This window comes from Nocardia sp. NBC_00416, assembly GCF_036032445.1.
GTDB lineage: Bacteria > Actinomycetota > Actinomycetes > Mycobacteriales > Mycobacteriaceae > Nocardia.
Genome location: NZ_CP107932.1, coordinates 5868475 through 5888528, shown reverse-complemented (window position 1 = coordinate 5888528; position 20054 = coordinate 5868475). Strand labels below are relative to the sequence as shown.

Annotated in this window: 19 protein-coding genes; 10 read left to right on the top strand and 9 right to left on the bottom strand. The window is 69.2% G+C overall.

Going from position 1 to position 20054, the window contains the following annotated elements; all coding sequences use genetic code 11:
- The first annotated feature begins 659 nt into the window (after positions 1-659).
- Positions 660-1379, top strand: coding sequence for a response regulator transcription factor (locus OG804_RS25530; RefSeq protein WP_328390641.1), 720 nt, complete (start codon positions 660-662; stop codon positions 1377-1379).
- A gap of 13 nt (positions 1380-1392) precedes the next feature.
- Positions 1393-2751, top strand: a complete 1359-nt coding sequence (locus OG804_RS25525; protein ID WP_328390639.1) for a sensor histidine kinase — start codon at positions 1393-1395, stop codon at positions 2749-2751.
- 161 nt (positions 2752-2912) lie between these two features.
- On the opposite strand, the gene OG804_RS25520 is transcribed toward OG804_RS25525, so the two are convergent.
- The 3 genes from OG804_RS25520 to pdxH all read right to left on the bottom strand — a co-directional run bounded on the left by OG804_RS25520 (position 2913) and on the right by pdxH (position 5700).
- Positions 2913-3272, bottom strand: a complete 360-nt coding sequence (locus OG804_RS25520; RefSeq protein WP_328390637.1) for an FKBP-type peptidyl-prolyl cis-trans isomerase — start codon at positions 3270-3272, stop codon at positions 2913-2915.
- Positions 3273-3301: 29 nt separating this feature from the next.
- On the bottom strand, positions 3302-4600 hold the full coding sequence (locus OG804_RS25515) for a citrate synthase (protein WP_328390635.1): 1299 nt from the start codon (positions 4598-4600) through the stop codon (positions 3302-3304).
- 380 nt (positions 4601-4980) lie between these two features.
- Positions 4981-5700: a pyridoxamine 5'-phosphate oxidase gene (pdxH, locus tag OG804_RS25510; RefSeq protein WP_328390633.1), complete on the bottom strand. Its 720-nt coding sequence runs from the start codon at positions 5698-5700 to the stop codon at positions 4981-4983.
- A 60-nt stretch (positions 5701-5760) separates the two neighbouring features.
- Here pdxH and OG804_RS25505 point away from each other — a divergent pair, with 60 nt between their 5' ends.
- Entirely contained in the window at positions 5761-6909 is a 1149-nt protein-coding gene (locus OG804_RS25505; protein WP_328390631.1) for a citrate synthase 2, read from the top strand.
- Between the two features lie 15 nt (positions 6910-6924).
- Here OG804_RS25505 and OG804_RS25500 read toward each other — a convergent pair whose 3' ends face one another.
- A complete protein-coding gene (locus tag OG804_RS25500) occupies positions 6925-7638 on the bottom strand; it encodes a hypothetical protein (RefSeq protein WP_328390629.1) in 714 nt (237 codons plus the stop codon).
- A 62-nt stretch (positions 7639-7700) separates the two neighbouring features.
- On the opposite strand from OG804_RS25500, the gene serC reads away from it, so the two are divergent.
- From serC to OG804_RS25485, 3 genes are all read left to right on the top strand, one after another.
- Positions 7701-8825: a phosphoserine transaminase gene (gene serC, locus OG804_RS25495; protein ID WP_328390627.1), complete on the top strand. Its 1125-nt coding sequence runs from the start codon at positions 7701-7703 to the stop codon at positions 8823-8825.
- A 234-nt stretch (positions 8826-9059) separates the two neighbouring features.
- A complete protein-coding gene (gene sepH / locus OG804_RS25490; protein ID WP_328390625.1) occupies positions 9060-10595 on the top strand; it encodes a septation protein SepH in 1536 nt (511 codons plus the stop codon).
- 175 nt (positions 10596-10770) lie between these two features.
- Entirely contained in the window at positions 10771-11568 is a 798-nt protein-coding gene (locus tag OG804_RS25485) for a DUF6928 family protein (protein ID WP_328390623.1), read from the top strand.
- Between the two features lie 20 nt (positions 11569-11588).
- On the opposite strand, the gene OG804_RS25480 is transcribed toward OG804_RS25485, so the two are convergent.
- Both OG804_RS25480 and OG804_RS25475 read right to left on the bottom strand, forming a co-directional pair.
- On the bottom strand, positions 11589-11897 hold the full coding sequence (locus OG804_RS25480; RefSeq protein WP_328390621.1) for a DUF2537 domain-containing protein: 309 nt from the start codon (positions 11895-11897) through the stop codon (positions 11589-11591).
- A complete protein-coding gene (locus OG804_RS25475) occupies positions 11894-12706 on the bottom strand; it encodes a TrmH family RNA methyltransferase (RefSeq protein WP_442941629.1) in 813 nt (270 codons plus the stop codon). Before OG804_RS25475 ends, OG804_RS25480 begins: the two co-directional genes overlap by 4 nt.
- Before the next feature lie 68 nt (positions 12707-12774).
- On the opposite strand from OG804_RS25475, the gene OG804_RS25470 reads away from it, so the two are divergent.
- Positions 12775-13182 (top strand): YccF domain-containing protein, encoded by a 408-nt coding sequence (locus OG804_RS25470; RefSeq protein WP_328390619.1) that lies wholly within the window; start codon positions 12775-12777, stop codon positions 13180-13182.
- A 37-nt stretch (positions 13183-13219) separates the two neighbouring features.
- On the opposite strand, the gene OG804_RS25465 is transcribed toward OG804_RS25470, so the two are convergent.
- Positions 13220-13669: a MarR family winged helix-turn-helix transcriptional regulator gene (locus OG804_RS25465; RefSeq protein ID WP_328390617.1), complete on the bottom strand. Its 450-nt coding sequence runs from the start codon at positions 13667-13669 to the stop codon at positions 13220-13222.
- 48 nt (positions 13670-13717) lie between these two features.
- On the opposite strand from OG804_RS25465, the gene OG804_RS25460 reads away from it, so the two are divergent.
- Together OG804_RS25460 and OG804_RS25455 are read left to right on the top strand one after the other, a co-directional pair.
- On the top strand, positions 13718-13957 hold the full coding sequence (locus tag OG804_RS25460) for a DUF2530 domain-containing protein (RefSeq protein ID WP_328390615.1): 240 nt from the start codon (positions 13718-13720) through the stop codon (positions 13955-13957).
- A 115-nt stretch (positions 13958-14072) separates the two neighbouring features.
- On the top strand, positions 14073-14699 hold the full coding sequence (locus tag OG804_RS25455) for a TetR/AcrR family transcriptional regulator (RefSeq protein WP_328390613.1): 627 nt from the start codon (positions 14073-14075) through the stop codon (positions 14697-14699).
- Positions 14700-14712: 13 nt separating this feature from the next.
- On the opposite strand, the gene OG804_RS25450 is transcribed toward OG804_RS25455, so the two are convergent.
- Positions 14713-17475, bottom strand: a complete 2763-nt coding sequence (locus OG804_RS25450) for a sacsin N-terminal ATP-binding-like domain-containing protein (RefSeq protein WP_328398737.1) — start codon at positions 17473-17475, stop codon at positions 14713-14715.
- Between the two features lie 247 nt (positions 17476-17722).
- Entirely contained in the window at positions 17723-18817 is a 1095-nt protein-coding gene (locus OG804_RS25445; protein WP_328390611.1) for a DUF3027 domain-containing protein, read from the bottom strand.
- 17 nt (positions 18818-18834) lie between these two features.
- Here OG804_RS25445 and OG804_RS25440 point away from each other — a divergent pair, with 17 nt between their 5' ends.
- Entirely contained in the window at positions 18835-19608 is a 774-nt protein-coding gene (locus OG804_RS25440; RefSeq protein WP_328390609.1) for a glutaminyl-peptide cyclotransferase, read from the top strand.
- Positions 19609-20054: the final 446 nt, after the last annotated feature.

Genomic DNA, 20054 nt, shown 5'->3' with positions numbered 1-20054 from the left:
CGACCCTGTTGTCCAGGGGCCGCACAGCGCACCCTGGTCCGCACGGGCACACCCTCGAATGATCTCCCTTCCGCGAACTGCCACACCCCACCCTGCGCCGAATCCAGCAAGGCCCACAAAGGTTGCGGCCCGCAGGCGACCACCCCCACCTTCGCGAGCAGGTCCACCCTCACCCCACGAGCACCTCACCCCTCACCTTCACGAGCAAGCCCACCCCTCATTCCTCCCGGATGGTCAACTCCCACGGTCGGGGCCCGCCCCGGTTCTGGAGCGACGGAGCGAAGGAGCGCAGCGACTGAGCGGAGGAGTGAAGAACCGGGGTTGACAAGGGCCCCGACCCGCGACGCCGCAGGCGGCGCAAATAAACACAGACCTTCACAAGCGACCCCACCCCTCACCTTTATAGGTAGGCCCACTTCCCCACCCTCACGAGCCAGCCCCACCCCCCACCATCACGAGTAGACCCATTTCCCCACCCTCACGAGCACCCCCACCATCACAACCAACCCACCCCACACCTTTACGACCGACCCACCCCTCACCTCACGAACCACCCGCCCACCTCCGCGCGTGACATGCACCCGACCGCTCCAGTCGGCGCACACCACGCCATTCCCACAGCTCGCGGTTGGGCGGTTCCAGCGGAGTAGGTAGGCAGAATGGACGATGTGACAGAGCGGACCAGCAAACCGGCGGTACTGGTTGTCGACGACGACGAGGATGTACTCGCGTCGGTCGAGCGGGGTTTGCGGCTGTCGGGGTTCCGGGTGAGCATCGCCCGGGACGGTGCGGCGGCGTTGCGTTCGGTCGCCGAGCAGGCGCCGGACGCGATCGTGCTCGATATGAACATGCCGGTGCTCGACGGCGCGGGGGTGGTGACGGCGCTGCGAGCCATGGGCAACGAGGTGCCGATTTGTGTGCTGAGCGCGCGGAGTTCGGTCGGTGACCGGATCGCGGGGCTGGAATCGGGAGCCGACGACTATCTCATCAAGCCGTTCGTGCTGGCCGAGTTGGTGGCCCGGATCAAAGCGCTGTTGCGGCGGCGCACCGATACGGCCACACCGCCGGGCACACCCGACACCATCACGGTCGGACCGTTGCAGGTGGACACGGCTGGGTACCGGGCCCTCGTGAACGGCCAGGAGATCGAGTTGACCAAACGAGAGTTCGAGCTGTTGTCGACCCTGGCCCGGAACGCAGGGGTGGTGCTGAGCCGGGAGCGGCTGCTGGAACTGGTGTGGGGCTACGATTTCGCCGCCGATACCAATGTTGTCGATGTGTTCGTCGGCTATCTGCGCCGAAAACTGGAGTCCGACGGTACGCCGCGGCTGCTGCACACCATCCGCGGTGTCGGGTTCGTGCTGCGGGAGAGCCGATGAACCGGGATTTCGCGTGAGCGAACGATCCCGTGGTCGGCGCCGCCGTCGCCGGTCCTATTCGCTGCGTACCAGGGTCGCCGGGGCGGCCGCCGCCGGGTCGGTGCTCATTGTCGCGCTGGTGAGCGCTATCGCGGTGCCCGCCATCGAGCACAACAATCTCCAGCAGACCGACCAGCAGTTGCGGATCGCTTCGCGGCTCGTGCTGATAGAGCCGGTCGTGGCGGTCGGGGTGGTGAACCTGCTGGGTCCCGACCGGGATATGGCGCTCACCGTCCGGGACGACGGCCGGGTCCTCGCCTCCAGTTCGATCGAGCTGCCGGAGCTGGATACGGGCGCCAGAACCGTGAACGTGGGTGGAACGCCGTATCGCGTGCTCACCACGACCGAGAACCAGCCCGCGGGCCGCTCGGTCTCGCTGGGCATTCCGGCCGAGGAGGCGGCCGAGATGACCGCCGAGCAACAACGCTGGGTGCTACTGGGCGGTCTGCTCGCGATCGCGGCCTCGGCCGGGCTGGGCTGGTTGTTCGGCGGGCGCGCGGTACGGCCCATCGTGGTGCTGACCCGTCAGGTCGGGGCCCGCACCGGCTATCGTGACGCGGCCCCGGAACCCGTCGACAGTTCCGGCGTGCTGGAAGCCGAACAGCTGGCCGACGCCGTGAACACGATGCTGCGCCGAGTGGACGAGGCGCAGACCGATACGGCCGCCGCTTTGGAGACCGCCCGGGATTTCGCCGCGGTCTCGGCGCACGAACTGCGTACCCCGCTCACCGCCATGCGCACTGATCTGGAGGTTCTGGCGACCCTCGATCTCGACGAGGCGCAACGCACCGAGATCCTCGGCGATCTCCAGCGCAGTCAGGGTCGCGTCGAGACCACGCTGGCCGCGCTCGAGCGGTTGGCGTCGGGTGACCTCAGCACCGAACGCGACCATATCGACACCGATATCGCCGAGTTGTGCGATCAGGCCGCCCACGACGCCATGCGCCACTACCCCGGCCTGACCGTCCGCATCGATACCGACGCCGAGCTGGTCACTCGCGGCCTGCCCGCGGGATTGCGTTTGGCGGTGGACAATGCCTTGAAGAATTCGGTGAAGCACGGCGGCGCGACCGAGGCGCTGCTCTCGGCCCATCGGGCCGCCGACGGCACCATTGTCGTGTCGGTCGACGACAACGGCCACGGTCTCCCCGCCGACGAACGCGAGGCCGTGTTCGCTCGTTTCGTCCGCGGCAGCCGAGCCCACAAGGGCGGCTCCGGTCTGGGTCTCGCCCTGGTGGCGCAGCAGGCGCAGCTCCACGGCGGCCGCGCCTATTTCGACGACGGCATCCTCGGCGGAGTCCGGTTGGTCGTGGTTCTCCCCCAACGCGACTGACCCGGGACCGAGGGCACCGACCGCGCTCCTCTCGGCACAGCGGCCGGACCACCGATGCAGCGCACCTCCGCGGGTCTCGACTTGTGCGGACGTGCCCGCGACGCAAACGAACCGGCGCCCCGGCACCGTTCGGTACCGGGGCGCCGTAAAGGCAGTTCTTGTTACTTCGCGTCGAGCAGATCGATGACGAAGACCAGCGTCTTGCCCGACAGTTTCTGCCCGCCGCCGGCCGGGCCGTAGGCCAGCTCCGGCGGAATCGTCAGCTGCCGGCGACCGCCCACTTTCATGCCCGGGATACCGTCCTGCCAGCCCTGGATCAGGCCGCGCAGCGGGAAGGTAATCGATTCACCACGGTTCCACGACGAGTCGAATTCCTCGCCGGAATCGAATTCCACGCCGACGTAGTGCACTTCGACGGTACCGCCGGGGACGGCTTCCGCGCCTTCACCGACCGTGATGTCCTTGATGACCAGTTCGGTGGGCGCGGGCCCCGCCTGGAATTCGATCTCCGGTTTACTCATGCCTTGAATCCCCTTCGATTCAATCGGTTTCAGCGATTGGCGATTTCGTTGTAGTCACGCGCACCGTAGCCGGTGTAGATCTGCCGCGGGCGGCCGATCTTGATAGCTTCGCTGTGCATTTCCCGCCAGTGCGCGATCCAGCCCGGGAGCCGGCCCATCGCGAACAGTACCGTGAACATTCGTGTCGGGAAGCCCATGGCCTTGTAGATGACACCGGTGTAGAAGTCGACGTTCGGGTACAGCTTGCGTTCGACGAAGTACTCGTCGGTGAGCGCGGCCTCTTCCAGGGCCTGGGCGATATCGAACAGCGGATCGCTACCGAGTTTGCTCAGAATGGTGTCGGCGTGTTTCTTGGCGATGGCGGCGCGCGGATCGTAGTTGCGGTAGACCCGGTGCCCGAAGCCCATGAGCTTCACACCGTCTTCTTTGGCCTTGACCTTACGGATGAATTCCTTGACATCCCCGCCGTCGGCGAGGATACCGTCCAGCATTTCCAGCACCGCCTGGTTCGCGCCGCCGTGCAGCGGGCCCCACAGTGCGTTGATACCACCGGATACCGAGGTGAACAGGTTGGCGTCGGAGGAGCCGACCAGCCGGACCGTGGAGGTGGAGCAGTTCTGCTCGTGGTCGGCGTGCAGGATCAGCAGCATATCCAGTGCCGAGGCGATTTCCGGGTCCACCTGGTAGGGCTCGGCCGGGAAGCCGAAGGTCATCCGCAGGAAGTTCTCCACCAGCGACAGCGAGTTGTCCGGGTAGAGGAACGGCTGGCCCACCGACTTCTTGTACGAGTACGCGGCGATGGTGGGCAATTTGGCCAGCAGCCGGATGGTGGAGAGTTCGACCTGTTCGGGGTCGCGGGGGTCCAGCGAGTCCTGGTAGTAGGCCGAGAGTGCGTTGACCGCGGACGACAGCACCGGCATCGGGTGCGCGTTCCGGGGAAAGCCGTCGAAGAAGCGCTTCAGGTCCTCGTGCAGCAGGGTGTGCCGACGGATCTTGTCGGTGAAATCCTCGAGCTGGTCCTGAGTGGGTAGCTCACCGTAGATGAGCAGATAGCTGACCTCGATGAAAGTCGAGTTGTCCGCGAGCTGCTCGATCGGGTAGCCGCGGTAGCGCAGAATGCCTTCTTCACCGTCGATATAGGTGATGGCCGATTTGGTCGACGCGGTGTTGACGAAACCCGGGTCATAGGTCGTATATCCCGTGCTGGCCAGCAGCTTGCCGAGGTCGATACCGTCGTTACCTTCGGCCGCCTCGGCGATCGTCATTGGGTATTCGCCACCCGGATAGGTGAGAACCGGTTTGGCGTCATTGATGTGATTCTCGGGCACGGAAGGTTCCCTCTCAGGCTTATGACCGTCGGCATCGTGTGCGGACAACACACGGTGCGTTACCGCTAGACGCTAGTCCTTGCTCCGGCGGGACCGGTGGGGAGGGTACCCGCGCGTCGATCTCACAATCGGCCCGCGAACGCGTGAGATTTCCTGGTTCATCTACCGACCGGTAGCGCTGTGACCGGGTAAATCGCCGACGCGGACCGGGTCCGGCCGACTGCGGGCAATACCCGCGCACACAGCTCCGGACGATCCCTCCGCGACCGCGTAGTGAACCATACCCACCACCCCGGAATCGAAACCGTGCCGAACATCACCGGAAGCCCGGGCGACGAGGCATAATGCCGCAGGCAGCGGCTCCGGGTACCGGTTTCCGCTCACGGCTGGAGGCGCCGCGCCGTCATCCCCGAGTCGTCGATCCGGACCACGATCCGGTTGTGCAGGCGGCCGCGCTGCCCCTGCCAGAACTCCACCTCGTCCGGGCGCAGCAGGTACCCACCCCAATGCGGTGGCACCGGTATCTCGGCCGTCGCGGCGAACCGGGCCGTGGTCCGTACCAACTGCTGGTCCAGTTCGGCGCGGGAAGCGATCGACTCCGACTGCCGCGAGGCCCACGCTCCGAGTTGGGATTCCCGGGGCCGCGACTCCCAGTAGAGCTCGGTCACCTCCGCGGGGACCTTCTCGACCAGGCCGCGCACATGGGCCTGGCGGGCCAACTGCGGCCACAGGAAGGTCGCCGACGCATACGGCGTCTCGGCCAGTTGCGCACCCTTGGCCGAGTCGTAGTTCGTATAGAAGACGACGCCGTCCGGCGAGAGGCCTTTACACAGCACCGTGCGGGTCACCGGGCGGGCGGCCGATCCGGCCCCGCGCACGGTCCCGAGCACCATGGCGTTGGGCTCGGCGATACCGGACACCGTCGCCTGCTCTATCCACAGCCGCAGCAGAGGCTCCCAGCCGCCCGCCACCGAGTTCTCGTCGAGTTCCGTGTCGTGCACACCGAGCACCGGACCCGTTTCGGACGAACCCGGATGCGCCGCACCGTATTCGGCCCGCATCGCCCAGAGATCGTCGCCGGTCGCCTCCACCTCAGCCATGGGCCAGACGTTACTCCCGAGTAGGTCGGCGCTAGAGTTCTGGTGAAAGGAGAGTCTCGTATGACCACCAATTCCGCGGTATCCGCAGTACCGGACGATTTCGTCAGCGGCCTGGAGGGGGTGGTCGCGTTCACCACCGAGATCGCCGAACCGGACAAGGACGGCGGTGCGTTGCGCTACCGCGGGGTGGACATCGAGGACCTGGTCCGCAACCGCGTCACCTTCGGTGACGTCTGGGCCCTGCTGGTCGACGGCGAATTCGGCCACGGACTCCCCCCGGCCGAACCCTTCCCGCTCCCGGTGCACACCGGCGATGTCCGGGTCGATGTACAGGCCGGCCTGGCCATGCTCGCCCCCATCTGGGGTTATCAACCGCTCCTGGACATCGACAACCCCACCGCCCGGGAGAACCTGGCCCGCGCTTCGGTGATGGCCCTGTCCTACGTCGCGCAATCCGCGCGCGGTATCTATCAGCCGGCCGTACCGCAGCGCCGCATCGACGAATGCACCACGGTCACCGAGCGGTTCATGACGCGCTGGAAGGGCGACCCCGACCCGCGGCACACCGAAGCCATCGACGCCTACTGGGTGTCGGCCGCCGAACACGGCATGAACGCCTCCACCTTCACCTCCCGGGTCATCGCCTCGACCGGCGCCGACGTGGCCGCCGCGCTCTCCGGCGCGATCGGCGCCATGTCCGGGCCGCTGCACGGTGGAGCGCCCGCCCGCGTCCTGCCCATGATCGAAGAGGTGGAGCGCACCGGCGACGCGCGCGCCTTGGTCAAGGGGATCCTGGACCGCAAGGAAAAGCTCATGGGCTTCGGCCACCGGGTCTACCGGGCGCAGGACCCGCGAGCCCGGGTACTGCGCGATACAGCCGCCCGCCTGGCCGCCCCGCGTTACGAAGTGGCGGCGGCCCTCGAACAAGCGGCCCTGGCCGAACTACGCGAACGCCGCCCCGATCGCGCCATCGAAACCAACGTCGAATTCTGGGCCGCCGTGATCCTGGACTTCGCCGGAGTACCGGCGCATATGATGCCGGCGATGTTCACCTGCGGCCGCACGGCCGGCTGGTGCGCGCACATCATGGAGCAGAAGAAACTGGGCAAACTGGTACGCCCGGCGGCCATCTACACGGGCCCGGAACCGAGGAGTCCCCGAGACGTGGCGGGCTGGAGCGAGGTCTACCGGACGCCGTCGGCCCAGTAGGAAGCCGCGAGTCGTTCAGGCCCGCTCGGGCTCGGCTTCCCAGTCGATGGCCACCGACTCCCCCCGGTCCACCGCGAAGAACGCCGCCTCCAGTTTCGCGCCCAGGTCGAGCAGGCCGATGGCCGCCAGCGGCACCGACTGAACAACCCGGACCCGCCACGGGGCGGGTTCGTCCCAGGCCCGCAGTTCCAGGTCCAGTCGCAGGACCGGGTCGTCGCAGCCGCAGTAGTCGGCGTCGACGGCTACCACGGCCAGCACCGTAGCGGTGGCCCGGCGGCCCTCGGCCAGGATCTTCACCAGGCCGGCGCGGCCGGGATCGGCATCGCCGGGCAGATACAACACCATCCGGTCGCGATCGTCGGGGTCGACCCGGCAACAGACCAGATCACCCGGCCGCATCCGGTCCAGTTCGGCGCCGGACACCCGCTGCCGCACCTGGGTTTCGTACGGGGACACCCCGGGCAGGCGGACGCGTACCCGGAAGGTGTAGCCGGGCTCGGTCCGGCGGGTCCGGGTCGCCAGCACCGTGGCCGACCCGGCGGTGCCGGTGGCCAGCAGATCGCGCCGGGCCGGGCCGGTAGGCGATTCGCCCCGGCGCCGGAAACGCCGCGGGAGCAGGTCACGTATGCGCGCGAGGGGGCCGGTCGCCCCCGGAACCGCACCCCCGCCATGCGCACGGCTGTTACCGGAACCGCCTCCGGCAGCGCCCCTCGACGACCGCATGCTCATCCCTGCCACGTTAGTCGGACTGTGGTACGCGGCACAGCAACGGCGCGGTTACGCTGTTCGCCATGACCAGTACGTTCCCGACCATTCCTGAAGACCTCAAGCCCGCCGACGGTCGTTTCGGCTGCGGCCCGTCCAAGGTTCGCCCGGAGCAGCTGCAGTCCCTGGTGGAGGTGGGCGCCTCGGTGTTCGGCACCAGCCACCGGCAGAAACCGGTCAAGGACGTGGTGGCCCGGGTGCGGTCCGGGTTACGGGACCTGTTCGCCCTGCCCGAGGGTTACGAGGTGATCCTCGGTAACGGCGGCACCACCGCCTTCTGGGATGCCGCCGCGTTCGGCCTGGTCCGCGAACGCTCGTTGCACCTCACCTACGGCGAGTTCAGCGCCAAGTTCGCCAGTGTCACCAAGAAGAACCCGTTCCTCGGCGACCCGATCGTCATCTCCGCCGACCCGGGCAGCGCGCCGGAACCGGCCGCCGATCCGGCTGCCGACCTGATCGCCTGGGCACACAACGAGACCTCCACCGGTGTCGCCGTGCCCGTGCAGCGGCCGCTGGGATCGGACGGTTCGCTCGTCGCCATCGACGCCACCTCGGGCGCGGGCGGGCTGCCGGTGAACATCACCGACGCCGATGTCTACTACTTCGCTCCGCAGAAGTGCTTCGCCGCCGACGGCGGACTGTGGATCGCGCTCATGAGTCCGGCCGCGCTGGCCCGGGTGCAGGAGATCAAGGATTCGGGTCGCTGGACCCCGGACTTCCTGTCGCTGCCCATCGCCATCGAGAACAGCCTCAAGGACCAGACCTACAACACTCCGGCACTGGCCACACTGCTGCTGTTCGCCGACCAGATCGAGTGGCTGAACCGCAACGGCGGCCTGGACTGGGCGGTCAAGCGCACGCTGGATTCGTCGTCCCGGCTGTACTCGTGGGCCGAGGCCAGCGAATTCGCCACCCCGTTCGTCACCGATCCGGCACACCGTTCCCAGGTGGTCGGCACCATCGACTTCGCCGATTCGGTGGACGCCGCCGCGGTGGCCAAGACTCTGCGAGCCAACGGGATCGTCGATACCGAGCCCTACCGCAAACTGGGGCGCAATCAACTGCGGGTCGGAATGTTCCCCGCGATCGATCCCGAGGATGTCGGTCAGCTGACCCGCTGCATCGACTGGGTGGTCGGCAACCTCGGCTGATCCGAGTTCACCTGCGAGTTCGGGCCCGTCGCGCGTGTTGCGCGGCGGGCCCGCCGGTGTTATAAGACCCCTGCGGGGAATCAACTTGATACACAAGGGAATAGAGAAGATTAGCGGTAGACGACGGCCACAGGGTACATTTCGGTGCCGCGTGTCTTGCCACACGAATCCCAGAAGTGCACTACTGTTCCAGAACGTGGGCGGTATCGCGAGCGACGCGATAAGGAGGTAACGGTGCGTGAACTTCGAGTGATCGGGGTGACGCCCGACTCCGCTCATATCGTGTGCGTCGACACTGAAAGTGGCCAGAAATTCCGGCTTCCCGCCGACGACAAACTCCGTGCCGCGGCCCGCGGCGACCTTGCCCGATTCGGCCAGATCGAGATCGAAATGGAAGCAACTATGCGTCCTCGCGATATCCAGGCTCGAATCCGCGCCGGCGCGTCCGTGGAACAGGTGACGCAAGAATCCGGTATGCCGACGAGCCGCGTGGAGCGGTTCGCCTATCCGGTGCTCCTGGAACGGGCGCGCGCCGCCGAACTGGCGCAGAAAGCGCATCCGATCCGGCCGGACGGCCCGGCCGTCGAGATCCTGATCGATGTGGTGACCGCCGCCTTCACCGCGCGCGGCCATACCCTCGACAATGCCGAATGGGATGCCTGGAAGGACGAGAAGGGCTTCTGGGTCGCCCAATTGCAGTGGCAGAACGGCCGTTCGGAGATCGCCGCGCACTGGCGTTACCAGCCGGACGCGCACGGCGGCAGCGTATCCCCGCTCGACGACCCCGCCACCGATCTCATCGATCCCGATTTCGGACGCGCGCTACGCGGACTCGCTTCGATCCTGCCGGTCGAATCGGAAGCCCCGGCCGCCCCCGAGCCGGTGGCCGAACCCCGGCGTGAACCCGCCCGGCCGGCCGCGGTGGACGACTACTACGGCCAGCACGCGATCGCCGCCGGCGGCACGACACCGCTGCCCGCCACCCCTACTCCACTCTCCCCCGGCGGCAGCCGACCCAACGGCGCCGCCGCGCTGCCCCCGGGGGCAGCTACGGCGAGCGCCCCTGCCGAGACCTACCGGCCGCCGGCGGAAACCTACCGCCCCCCTGCCGAGACCTACCGGCCGCCGGCGGAAACCTACCGCCCCCCTGCGGAAACCTACCGGCCGCCGGTCGAAACCCATCCGGTCGCACCGGAACCGGCTCGGCCGCCGGTCGCCCACCCAGCTCCCGCTGCCGCGCAGACACCCACCGCGCCGCAGCCCCAGGAACCCGCCCAGGTGCCGGAAGTGCCGCCCACCCCTGCCGAATCCGGCGCGGCGGTTCCGCAGGTCGCGGTTCCGCAGGCCGTACCCGCTGCGGCCGAACCCGCTCCGGCCGCGGTAGCCCCGCCCGAGCCTGCTCCCGCAGCGGCGCCGATCGCGGCCCAGGCTCAGCACGACCAGCCCCGGGCCGTCACCGCCGAGGCCGCCGCGCCAGTTGGTGAGACCGCGCCCGAAGCTGCCGCGGCACCGGCCGAATCCCCTGCCGCGCCGATCGTCGCCGCGCCCGTGGCCCCTCCGGCCCCGGCGGAGGCCGAGACCCCCGCGGAACAGCCCGCCGCGCAACCGGAAGCCGAGGCTCCCGAGCCCGCCACCGCGCCCGCGGCGAAGCCGGCGGCCAAGAAGGCACCGGCGAAAGCCACGAAATCGACCGGCCGGACCAAGCGCGGCAAGGCGCCGATGCCTTCCTGGGAAGACGTGCTGCTCGGTGTCCGGAGTTCGGGTAACTGACGCCGGTCGGCCCGGCGTGTTACCCCGCGCAACCGCCGGAATCACCTGATTCGCCTAGTAAATTCCCCAGTACGGCGACGCGGTCCGATGACTCCGGCCCTGTCCGGACGACGACAGCAACGGTGCGCGCCGAGAAGTTCGCGACCTGGTTTCGTGCGCTATCGGAGGTGGACCGATGCTGTCCAAGGTTTCATCGGTGTGGTACGTCGATACCCCCGACCCGCTCGCTGTCCTGCGCGCCGATCCCGACCCGGATCCGGCCGCGGCCTACGCGCTGGCCAGGCAACTCCATCCGGACCTCGAGGTGGAGCCGACGGTCGCCCGCACGCTCGGCGATGTCGAAGGCCCGGAATCCGATGAGCTCTATATCGGCTGTTTCCCCGGACTCACCCTGCTGTGCAGTTCCTACGCGGCGCGGGTCCAGCCGACCGCCATCCCGGATCTGCTGGTGCGGCCGCTCGCCGAAGAGCACACCTATCTGGTGGCCTTCGATCTCGAATACGGCTGGGGTTCGTTCGCGCACTGGGAACGCGGCGAACTGCGCCGGGCGTTCAGTTCCACCCGGCTGAACATTCTGCAGGATCAGGGTCTGCCACATCCCTGGGAGCGGCCGCACTGGGCGGGTGAGCATCCGATTCTGTGGCGCGTCGGCGAACTGGCGGATCCACTGGTCCTGCCTTTCGACCCGCCGGGTTTCGCGGATACGGCCAATCGGGAATGGGTGGGTTTCCAGTACTTCCCGGAAGCCGTGGCCGCCGCGAGCGATACGGCGGAACTGGACGGCTTCGGCGAGGAGACGCGCCCGATCACACCGAAGGACATCCGGGTCTGTGGTTTCCGGCTGTATCCCAGCGGGCATGCCGACGAGGATTCGGCGCCGCCGCCACCGCCGAACCGGGTCGCACACGAGCGCAAAGGTCTGCTGTCCTGGCTGCGCGGCCACGACACGACCGCCCTGAGCGCCGAACTCTAGGCCACGCCGAGGCCGCCGGTTCACGCGGTGAACAGCAACCCGATCCAGGCGAGTACCACCCCGGCACTCGCCCCGGCGAGCACCCAGCGGGTCACCGGACGGGTACGCCAGCGCCATACCGTCGGCGCGACACCTCCCACCGCGACGAGGTTCACCGCCAGCGACAGCAGCGGGTGGACCTGGGTCAGCGCGGCCCCGAACGCGTAGACGCCGACCGTGGTGAGCGCCGCTACCAGAGCCGCTACGGTGATGCCCGCCGCCCACGGTGTGGGCTCGGCGGGCGGGCAGGATGTCCTGCCGGAACCGGACCGGTCCAGTGCCGGGGTCACGACGCCCGCACCCGTTCGTAGAAGGCCATCGCCGCGGCGGTCGCCACATTCAGCGAATCGGTGCCCGCCGACATCGGGATCCGCGCCCGCACATCCGCCGCGGCCATGGTCTCCTCGGTGAGGCCTGGCCCTTCGGCGCCGAGCAGCAGGGCGACCCGGTCACCGGTCAGCGCGGCGGCCAGCGTGGGCGCCGCGGGATCGGGACTCAGGGCGATCACCTGGAAACCGCGCCGCCGCAAACGGTCGAGCCCGGCCGGCCACTCCGGCACCCGGGCGAACGGCACCCGCAGCACATGACCCATCGAAACCCGCACGGACCGACGGTACAGCGGATCGGCGCAGCGGTCGCCGAAGAGCACCGCGTCGACCCCCAGACCGGCCGCGTTGCGGAACATCGCCCCCAGGTTCTCGTGATCGTTGACCCCCTCGAGGACCGCCACCGTCGCGGCGTGCGCGACGACCTCGTCGAAATCACGTTCGGGTGGGCGGTACGCCACCGCCAGCACACCGCGGTTCAAGTGGAAACCGACGACCTCGGCCATCACCTCGGCCGAGGCCCGGTAGAACGGGATGTCCAGGCCGCCGAGCTCGGGGGCGAGTTCCCGCCACCGCTTGTCCACCCCGAGCAGGGCGTGCGGGCGGAACGGCGAATCCAGCATCCGGCGCACCACCACGGTTCCCTCCGCGATGACCAGACCCTTCCCGCCGGGACGGTCGGGTCTGCGGTCCGCCGCCTTCAGATCCCGGAAATCGTCGACCCGCGGATCACCGACACTGTCCACTTCGAGCACCACGGCCACGGCGCCCATCCTGCCAACACCGCGCCGGACCCTCCTCTGTGGGTGCGCCCGGGACCGCGCTCGGGCATGCTGGAGGTATGAAGCCGATCCAGCTCTTGCTCAATATCCTGTGGCTGATCTTCGCAGGGTTCTGGATGGCGCTGGGATATTTCGTAGCCGCGCTGATCTGCTTCGTTCTCATCATCACGATCCCGTTCGGGATCGCCGCGCTGCGCAACGGTGTCTACATGCTGTGGCCGTTCGGCCGCACCACCGTCGAGAAGCCGGGCGCCGGCGCCGGCGCGCTGCTGGGCAACATCATCTGGTTCGTGGTGGCGGGCTGGTGGCTGGCATTGGGTCATCTCGGCACCAGCATCGTGCTGGCCTGCACGATCATCGGGATCCCGTTCGCGTGGGCCAATCTCAAACTGATCCCGCTCGCGCTCTTCCCGCTGGGTCGCGAAATCGTGGACAGCGACCAACCTTTCGCGGCGAGCTACCGCTGACGCACCGATCCGCGACGCGACCGGAGCGGCCGCGCGTTCACTCCGAGTCGGCGACGACCTGGTTCATGATGGCCACCGCACGCTCGAGCACCTCGAGCTGGTCGGGCGCCAGGCCCGCGAGCTGTGCGCTCATCCAGGCTTCCCGCGCGCTGCGCTCGTCGGCCAGCAGTGCGTGACCTGCCGGGGACAGCGAAACGATGATCTGCCGGCCGTCGGTCGGATGCGGATTACGCGCCACCAGACCGAGATCGGTGAGCGAGGCGATCACCCGGGTCATCGACGGGGGCTGCACCCGCTCTTTGGCCGCCAGCGCACCGGGCGTCATCGCGCCCTCGTTGCCCAGCGTGGCCAGGACCGAGAGCTGGGTGAGCGATATCTGCGATTCCCCGCGCCGCCCCCGCAGATGCCGCGTCAAGCGCACCACCGCCAGCGAGAGGTCGCTGGCCAACGCCCGCACATCCGAGTGGGTATTCACAATGTGAACCATACGTGACACACGTCGGATCGGCGCGCGTACAGCGGTTATCCTGATCGAATGAACGCGCAGCTCCCGCAGTTCCCGGCACGGCTGACCGACCCTCGTCCGGTCCTGGCCGTCGGCTGCGCGCTGTTCGCCGTCGCCACCGCCGTGGTCTGGCTCAGCGGGCATCGCTGGGAATCCGCGCGCCCGATCTGCCTGATGGGTCTGGCGGTCGGCCTGCTCGGTTACCTGATCTTCGCCGTGCAGCGCCGCGGCGCGCGCCGCGGCGATAAGGGCGCCCAGACCGGACTGTGACCGGCGGACCCGAATAGTCCGAGGCAGCGGGGCCGCGGGCCAGCGGGGCGCCCGGGTGCTCAGCGGCCGCCGCCGGGAATTGACTGTTCGAGTCCATCAGGCCAAACTCGCTCAGGTGTCCACCCGATTGAGCGTCGAAGAACGACGGGCCCACCTTATCGAGGCCGCGATCGGCCTTGCCGAGAAAAAGGGAGTCGCGGGGGTGACCACCCGCGATGTCGCCCAAGCCGCGGGCGTCTCACTAGGCGTGGTGCACTACTGCTTCGAGAACAAGGACGCGCTGATGACCGAGTTGGTCAAGGCGCTATCGATGGAGCTGCGCGATTCGGTGGACGCCAACGAATCGGTCTGGCAGGAAGCGGGCAGCGGCAATACGGCTCTGCGCGATCTGCTGCGCTCCGGGCTGGAACTGATGTGGCTGAACATCGAGGCCACCCCCGAACGCCAGCTGCTCACCTACGAGACCACCACCTACGCGCTGCGCGAAGGCGAACAGACCCCCGCCAAACTGGCGATCGCCCGGGAGCAGTACAGCTTCAACGATTCCACGGTCGCCGATATCCTCGATCACGCCCGCGACGCCACCGGCAGCACCTGGAAGGTGCCGGTGCATCAGCTTTCCCGGTTCACGCTCAGCGTGATCGACGGCATCGTACTGCGCTGGCTGGTCGACAACGACAGCGAAAGCGTTCGGACACAACTGGATCTGCTCGCCCACGCGCTGGCCGGACACGCGGAGTAGACCGGCGCGGCGGTCAGTCGGGGCGGCCCGGCCGCAGAATATGGGTCGTGGCGCCGTCGCGCCACCAGGGGACGGTGATCGTGCGCGTGACCGCACCCGTCAGCCGGACGCGCAGCTCGTCGTGCACGATCAGCGGACCGTCCTGCGGAGGCAATGCGAACAACCGGCGGACCACCACGCCCAGCGGCTCGTCCGCCCAGCCGGTTTCTTCCCCGTCGCCTTGGACCTGCGCGTCGACCTGTTCGGAAACCAGCGGAAGATCCAGCAGTACGGCCAGATCGCGCGCGGTCGCCGGATCCGCGACCACCAGCCGATCCGGTGGCACGGCCAGGCCGAACCAGGGCTGATCCAGCACCAGCGCGTCCCCGGCATCGATCACCGCACCGGATAGTGCCCGCACCCGGTCCGGCGGGTCGAGCGCGGTGAGGTCCAGCCGCGGGACGGCCGCACCCAGCCGGGCGTGCACCAGCGAGACCGTTTCGGGTGCCGGGGTCTTCCCGCTGTCGGCCAGAGCTTCCAGGAGAGCTTCGGTGAGCGCGAGATCCATTGCGGCGCCGTCGGCCAGACAGCCGCGCAACGCGTCGAGATCGGCGCGGGACAAACCGGTGATCGGAAGTTCCGGCAGCAGCCCGGCGAAATCGGTGTCCGCCGGGTGCCGGTAGCCGCCCAGCGCGATACCGTCGATCCGCGCGTATCGGCGCAGCCACCACGCGGTGTAGCCGGCCGTGTCACCGAGCAGCGGCCGGGTCCGTTGCGTGGACAGCAACCGCCACAGCGCCTCCGGCCAGGCCGCGTCGTCCACCAGGTCCAGATCGCGTACCGCGACCATCTCCGCGGGGTCGTCGGAAAGCCCGGCCCACCAGGTTTCCTCCTCGTCGAGATCATGGTCGGGACCGGTGGGGTCGCTTTCGGCCACCAGTCCGAAATCCCAGCCGACCCCGATCGCCCGCAGGGCCGCGGCCCCGTACTCGGCCACCGTCTCCTCGGCGACGACCCCGAACGGCGAATCCGGAACCAGTAGTTCGATCAGCGGAGCGTCGGGGAGGAGCAGTTCGTCCGCCGGCCGCACGCCGCCGGTGCCCTCCGGTAGTTCGAGCATGCCGAGCCAGGGCGGCAGTTCGGCCGAATCGGCCAGCGCCGCCAGCCGCAGGACCGCCTCGATCGTCTCCGGATCGTCCGGGTGTTCGGTCAGTTCGGCCTGTAGCGCGGGATCCGACAGCAGGTCCGGCGCACTCGCCCGCTGCGCGCCGAGCCGGGCCAGCAACGGATGCGCCGCCGCGGGGTGCACCAGCCGCGCCCAGTGCACGGGCACCTCCGCGGGCAGGGCCGCGAGTTCGTCGTCCAGCACCACCGTGCGCGGGCCGGTCACCAGTCGCCCGTCGGCCGTCGGTACCGCCAGGGCGCCGAGCTCTTCGACCACCAGATGGTCGACGACGAACGGTTCCAGCGCGGAATACAGAGCGAACCACCACGACGGCGACCGATCCAGACCGCCGGACAACTCGGCCAGCCGCGCCGGTCCGAGCCGGTGGACCTCCAGGACCGCCAGCGCCTCGGCGAACCGCGCCCCGGACAGATCCGGTGACACCAGCGGATCGAGTACGCCGCCCAGCAGATCGGCCAGTTCGGGAGTGAGGTCGGGGAAAACGCTCGCCCGGGTGGGCACCGCGACCCGGTCGAGAGCCGCCGTTCCGGCGACTCCGGAGGTGTCGTCCGCGGGCGGGGCGACCACCGGCAGCCACGGGGCGTTCCGTAGTTCACGCAGCAGCGCCTCCCGCAGCAGGCCGTCGGTCTCACTGCGCGCGAACCCCGGAGCCGGGACGAGCACCAGGCGCGACCGCGGGGGCAGCGCCCGGGCGAAATCGGCGTATCCGGCCGCCAGTTCGGCGAGCCGGGCCCCGGGTAGCACGCGGCGGCGATCCGGTTGCATCGCGATATCGGCGACGAGGACCGCCGGCAGGGACAATTCCTCGTCCGAGCGGGTCGGCGCGCGCAGCACATCCGGTCCGGCGGGCACCGCGACGCCGTCCCGTACCGGGACAAGCCAGCGCGCCCGCGCGGCCCGGAACTGCCACCACAACTGCTCGGTTCCGGCGCCACGGATCCACAGCTCACTCACCCCGGGAAGCCCCGACTCCCGGGTCTCGGAGCGCACCGTATGGTCCTCGATCCGGACCTCACGCAGGGCCGGCAGCTCCAGCAGCAGATCGGCCGCCTCGGACCGCATGGATTCCAGCAGCGCCGCCGGGTCGATCCCGTCGCGCAGCGTGAGCACGATCTCGGTGTCCGCACCGGCGCACGGCAGCGCGGCGGTCGGCCAGGCCAGTCGCAGTATCGGCGGGGCGTACTCGGTCCCGGTCTCGGGAACTACCACCCCGGCCGTGGTCAGCGCCGCCGCCGTGAGTTGCCGGGAGAAACGCAGAGACCCGCTGGTCGAACGGAACTCGATATCTTCGCTCACGGTCAGCACCGCGGTGAACCCGACGCCGAACCGCCCGGTTTCGCCGCCGCCTCCGGATTTTCCGGACGCGCGCAGGGCGGTCAGTGCGTGCACCCCGGAAACATCCAGTGGCGCCCCGGTATTGGCCACCGACAAGGTCCGGCCCGCACACCGCACGGTGATCCGTCCCGGCACCCCGGCCTTCACCGCCGCGTCCGCGGCGTTCTGCGCCAATTCGGTCAGCAGCCGATCGCGGTAGCCGGCCCGCACCAGATCCGCCTCGGTCGCCGTGTCCTCACGCAACCGGGTCGGCGAATCCCGCCACGCCGCCAGCACCGCGGCGCGCAGTCCCGCGGTATCGAAGGGATCCGTGGTGCCGGTACCTGTTTCCGCTGGTCCGAACGTATTGCCCACCGCACCGGTCTCACTCACCCGAGTCAGCGTACGTGTCCGGACACGCCGACCGGCCGGACGCCTTCCGGCGCCCACGTCGTCACCCGATCACCCCGCGAACGCACTCGGACGGTCGCGGATCACAGTCTTGCGCCACTGGAGTCCGGCGTACGGCCCCGGGGCCGGCCCGTCAGTCCTCGGCCGGCTTCGGCTCTCGAACATCGGACGCGGGTTCCGGCGGGCTATCGGTTCCGGAATCCCGAAGGTCGTCCGTGCCGCCCGCGGTCTGCGCCGCGGTGTGGTCCGGTGCCGCCGTCTGCTCCGCGGTGTCCGCGGATCGATCCGGCTCGACGCCGGCCACTACGCCCGTGGCGGAATCGTCCGCGGCGGCCCGGGCGTCCGGCTCCGGGCGGGCGGCATCGGTGCGCCCCGGCTCTTCGGACTCGGACGGCGGGGCGGGCGGCGCAACCCCGCCTGCCTCCGAAGTGCCGGCTTCCGCGTCGCGCTCCGCCGAACCGGGCTCCGCGGCTCCCGGCTTCGGCGCGATCGAATAGACCTCGATCGCCGCATCGTCGAAGGCCTGGTAGAGCGGCGACCCCGCGCCGGTCGGCAGCTCGGTATCCGAATGCGCACCGCATCCGTAACCCATGTGCACCACGTGACCGTCCGCGCCCATCGGATTCGCGCAGACCCCGAAACAGGCCCGCAGCGCACCCGCCAGCGGCAGGTAGAAGCCACAGCTCGCGCAGGCGCCAGGGGCGGCCTTGGCCATCTCGGTATCGGGGCCGTAATCGGCGAACCACCGCTCGGCGGCATCGGCCCGGCCCGCACGGCTGAGTACCTGTTTGCGGCCGAGACCGATCTGGCGGGCCTCGTCGTCGACCTCGGGATCGCCGGTCGCCGTATAGCCGGGTGCCAGGCGTGGGTCGTCGACGGGCGACGCCAGGAGATCCCCCGGCGCCAGATCGCCGGGCCGGATGCGCTGGTCCCAGGGCACGAAGTCCGGTGCGATCAGCGCTTCGGGGCCGGGCAGCAACGCGGATTCGCTCACGGTCACCCGGTCGGTATCGGGCGCGGCGGCAACCACCACCTCCCACTGCCAGCCGTGGTAGCCGGGAAGGGTGGCCTCGAAACGATGCGTCGCCGAACAGTCGTCCTCGGCGTGGACTCCCAGATGTGCTCCGACCCCGGTCGGCTCCAGGTCCGAGAGCGCACTGCGCGCCAAGTCGACGGCCCCGGCCAGGATCGTCCGCACTTCGGTGTCCGAAACAGATACTGCGCTCACGGTCTACATTTTGCCGTATGAAGCACACTCGGCGTACCTGGGTCGGTGCCGCGCTGGTCTGCCTGCTCGCCGCGGCGGCCTGCCGAGACGCCGATGACGCGGTCCCGCGCCTCACCGCCGACGTGCTGGCGACCCATCCGCACGATCTCGGCGCGTTCACCCAGGGCCTGGAAATCGACGGTGACGTGCTGTACGAGAGCACCGGGATGGTCGGGTTCTCCGGCATCCGGACAACCGACCGCAATACCGGCGCCGAACTGGCCCGCACGGAACTTCCGCCACCTTTTTTCGGCGAGGGCGTCACGCTCGCCGGCGACACGCTGTGGCAGATCACCTGGCAAGAAGGGGTCGCGTTCGCTCGCGACCCACAGACCCTCGCCGAGAAGCACCGGGTCCGGTATCCGGGTGAGGGCTGGGGATTGTGCACCAGGAACGGACAGCTGGTCATGAGCGACGGGTCGGCCGGACTCACTTTCCGCGACCCGGTCACCTTCGCCCCGACCGGTTCGGTCGCGCTGACCAGCCATACCTCCGCCCGCCTGAACGAACTCGAATGCGCCGAGGACGGCTCGGTCTACGCCAACTCCTGGCCCACCGATCAGATCCTGCGGATCGATCCGGAGTCCGGGCGTGTCCTGGCTGTCATCGATACCGCCGGACTGCTGTCCGCCGCGGAGCGCGCACAGACCGATGTCCTGAACGGGATCGCCCAGATCCCGGGCACCGACCGGTTCCTCATCACCGGAAAGTACTGGCCCACGGTGTTCGAGGTCCGTTTCGTCCCGTCCTGAGAGGTCCGGCGTAGAGCGATACAGCTCACTTTCCGGTCACCGTGAGCAGGGCGGGGTTTGCGGCGCCGCGCGGTGGGCCAGAATTGAGGATGTGCCCACTTCCCGCGAGCCCTCCGATTCCGATCGCGGTCAGTGGCCCGCCGGCGAGTCTCCGCCGCCCCAGCGGCATCCAGGTTTCGACCGCTACCCCCCGCCGAACGTGCCACACCGCAATCGCGAACCGGATCCCGGCAACACCCGTCCCGCCCCGCCGCCGACCCGCCCGCTGCCCTTCGGTGAATCCGATACGGCCCGGCCGGACGATCGCGCGGCGGCGGCGCAGCGCAGCGGTCACCGGGTCCGGCCGGTCACCGACGCCGCTGCCCGATCGCCGGAGCGGATCGGGCGTTTCGCCCGGGTCTTCGGGGCGCTGGGCGGGTCACGTGGAGCGGCGGACGGCGAACCCT

Excerpts from the sequence above, each read along its gene's own strand:
- OG804_RS25520 (WP_328390637.1), bottom strand. The coding sequence starts at position 3,272 with ATGAGTAAACCGGAGATCGAATTCCAGGCGGGGCCCGCGCCCACCGAA.
- OG804_RS25470 (WP_328390619.1), top strand. The coding sequence starts at position 12,775 with ATGAAGCCGATCCAGCTCTTGCTCAATATCCTGTGGCTGATCTTCGCA.
- pdxH (WP_328390633.1), bottom strand. The coding sequence starts at position 5,700 with ATGGCTGAGGTGGAGGCGACCGGCGACGATCTCTGGGCGATGCGGGCC.
- OG804_RS25505 (WP_328390631.1), top strand. The coding sequence starts at position 5,761 with ATGACCACCAATTCCGCGGTATCCGCAGTACCGGACGATTTCGTCAGC.
- OG804_RS25440 (WP_328390609.1), top strand. The coding sequence starts at position 18,835 with ATGAAGCACACTCGGCGTACCTGGGTCGGTGCCGCGCTGGTCTGCCTG.
- OG804_RS25530 (WP_328390641.1), top strand. The coding sequence starts at position 660 with ATGGACGATGTGACAGAGCGGACCAGCAAACCGGCGGTACTGGTTGTC.
- OG804_RS25485 (WP_328390623.1), top strand. The coding sequence starts at position 10,771 with ATGCTGTCCAAGGTTTCATCGGTGTGGTACGTCGATACCCCCGACCCG.
- OG804_RS25460 (WP_328390615.1), top strand. The coding sequence starts at position 13,718 with ATGAACGCGCAGCTCCCGCAGTTCCCGGCACGGCTGACCGACCCTCGT.
- OG804_RS25500 (WP_328390629.1), bottom strand. The coding sequence starts at position 7,638 with ATGAGCATGCGGTCGTCGAGGGGCGCTGCCGGAGGCGGTTCCGGTAAC.
- OG804_RS25475 (WP_442941629.1), bottom strand. The coding sequence starts at position 12,706 with ATGGGCGCCGTGGCCGTGGTGCTCGAAGTGGACAGTGTCGGTGATCCG.
- serC (WP_328390627.1), top strand. The coding sequence starts at position 7,701 with ATGACCAGTACGTTCCCGACCATTCCTGAAGACCTCAAGCCCGCCGAC.
- OG804_RS25465 (WP_328390617.1), bottom strand. The coding sequence starts at position 13,669 with ATGGTTCACATTGTGAATACCCACTCGGATGTGCGGGCGTTGGCCAGC.